Raw genomic sequence first — 2,449 nt, 5'->3', positions numbered from 1 at the left:
TGTTAGAGTCGATTAGGGAGTTACCCCCTAACCTCTCCTTCAGAACCGTGCATGAAACTTTCGCTTCACACGGCTCCTTGATAATACCACCTTTGTTATAGGTACGATTCAAAACGGGTTATTTTCATAATTCTCAACTATTGGTAATTGTATTACTTTTAGTTAAAGAACCATCGTTTGCCGTTTTTGTGTCGTGACAATGTTTGTGTAGAAGTTGCCAGTTCTCATAAGTGTCTTTTCCACCTAATGTTGTTGGTTTAATATGGTCAATTTCTACCTTGTCTGTACTTGTAAAATACAAACCACAGTGAAGACAAATACCCTTTTGTTTCTTGATAAGTGTTGCCACTCTTTTGGGAGTTTCTGGATATTCGCCTCGTCGTTTACTCCAGTAAATCCAGTTACCATCAAACGGACTAGCTTCACTTTTAACTTTAATATGCCTTACGATTGGCGTATCAGTATGAGCGATTAATTTTAATCCGTTTTCTGTACTAAAACACCAATTCCTGTCATTTACTGTTCGCCAGTATTTGTCTTTATTGATGTTCCCTTTTCCCCTCGTTCTTGCCCACGCTCTTAACTTATCATAGGTTAGATTGTCAACTTTCGAGAAAGTTTCTTTACTAACCACTGTTGAGTAATAGTTTGACCAACCTCTAATAATTGGATTCAGCTTGCTAATTAAAGCAGCTTGTGGGGAGGTCTTGTGGGTGTCTATTACTTCAGCTATTTTTACAAGATGAGCTTTAATTTTAGCTTTTGAGGGTGTGATTAATGTTGTAAAACCTAGCGGTGTTCCATTCGTTTTTTTTGAACTTCGGTAGTTACCTATTTTATGTTGTTGAACATGGAACCCTAAGAACTCAAACCCAACATTTCCCTCAATTTCATTGAGGGTGTGGGTTAATTTTGTTTTACTTGGTTTTAACTCCAATCCCATATCACTCAACCAGTCAGCAATTATCTCTTGACATTTTTTGACAACTTTTATATCCTCATGGATTATTACAAAGTCGTCAGCATATCGGATTAAACTAAGGGCTTGACGATTTATCGTTTTTGCCCCTTTTAGAGTTTCGGCGTATTGCTTAACTCTTTCTTCCATACCATGTAAGGCAATATTCGCAAGTAGAGGTGAAATGACCCACGGTGGTGTACCATCATTGGTAGGAAAAAGTTCTTTTCCGTCCATGTACCCTGCTTTGAGCCACGTTTTCAGTAGATGGCTTAATGTAGGGTATGTGTGTATTTTGGAGAGTAACGCTTTGTGGTCAATGCGGTCAAAGCATTTAGCAATGTCAGCATCTAATATATATTTTTCTTTCTGCTTAATGCTGCTAAATATTGCTCCGATTGCATCGTGACAGGAACGTCCTGGTCTAAAACCATAACTGTTTGGCTCGAATTTAGCCTCCCATTCTGGCTCTAACGCTAGTTTGACTAACGCTTGCAATGCGCGGTCATTAATTGTGGGTATTCCTAATGGACGGGTTTCGGTTGTACCAGGTTTAGGTATTTCAACTCTACGAGTTGGTTTAACTTTATTGGTTAACTTTAATCGTCCTACAAGGTTTATACGTTGCTTTGGGGTCAGAGATTTAATTCCATCCACACCTGCCGTATTTTTACCTTGGTTATCTTGTGTTACCCTGCGAACCGCTATACATTTTGCTGACCAAGACCTAATCAGGGTCTTCTGAAGTTTACGAACTGCTTTAACATCGCCTCGTTCACTCGCTTGAAATATTCGCTTTTGCAACTTAAAAGTTACCTTTTCTAGCTTGCGCCAATTAAGGTCTTTCCACTCCACCGTCAGATTGTTCTGCGTTTTAGATATATTCATTGCTACTTGTTCTATTTCTTTGGAATTACCGAGCATCTGTCAGCATATCCCTTGCATTACCAAGGGCATTCGCTTTTGATACCATCCCTCCCCTATATATCATTCGTTAGCTACTTACTGGTTTTCGACCTTTTCCAGAGATATATAGGGGTTACTTCGTTCCGATTACACATTGGTTTGAAATCTTTAGCGTGATGCTATCCACCGGGTTTCTTAGGCGGTGCTTATAAGTCAGAAGTTGAACTGCTTATGCCCGCGTCCCTTGCCTTTTGGCTTGGTGTTAATCAAGTTTTTATATTGATTTTAGCCATTACACCATCAATTCTAACGATGGTTCAAACACATCTTTGCTTATGCTACGCATGGACTTCTTGCTTGGTAGTTACCAAATTTGGCTTCCAGTAGTTCTACCTTTTAACCCCGCTTTAATCTGATGGTTGCTATCCAAGCAAACTAGGGGTTATGCTTTCACCTCAGCACTTGAGGGATGGGACTTAATTCACGGAATTTCACCCATAAATGTAATCAGTTATCACCAGTGTTCTGGGTTAACCGTCCCATAAGTCTTTCAACTTATTTTAGGTTAAACGAATCGCACCAACT

Annotated in this window: 1 protein-coding gene; it reads right to left on the bottom strand. The window is 39.4% G+C overall.

The genetic code is table 11. The annotated features are described in order from the left end of the window. Positions 1-133: 133 nt before the first annotated feature. Positions 134-1,846 carry a group II intron reverse transcriptase/maturase gene (ltrA, locus tag PL11201_RS27485; RefSeq protein WP_079678194.1) on the bottom strand — a complete coding sequence of 571 codons (1,713 nt, stop codon included), beginning with the start codon at positions 1,844-1,846 and terminating at the stop codon, positions 134-136. Positions 1,847-2,449: the final 603 nt, after the last annotated feature.

The sequence above is a fragment of the Planktothrix sp. PCC 11201 genome, from assembly GCF_900009135.1.
Classification (GTDB): domain Bacteria; phylum Cyanobacteriota; class Cyanobacteriia; order Cyanobacteriales; family Microcoleaceae; genus Planktothrix.
Note: the sequence above shows the minus strand (reverse complement) of the source record. Positions and strands in the feature narration are given on the sequence as shown.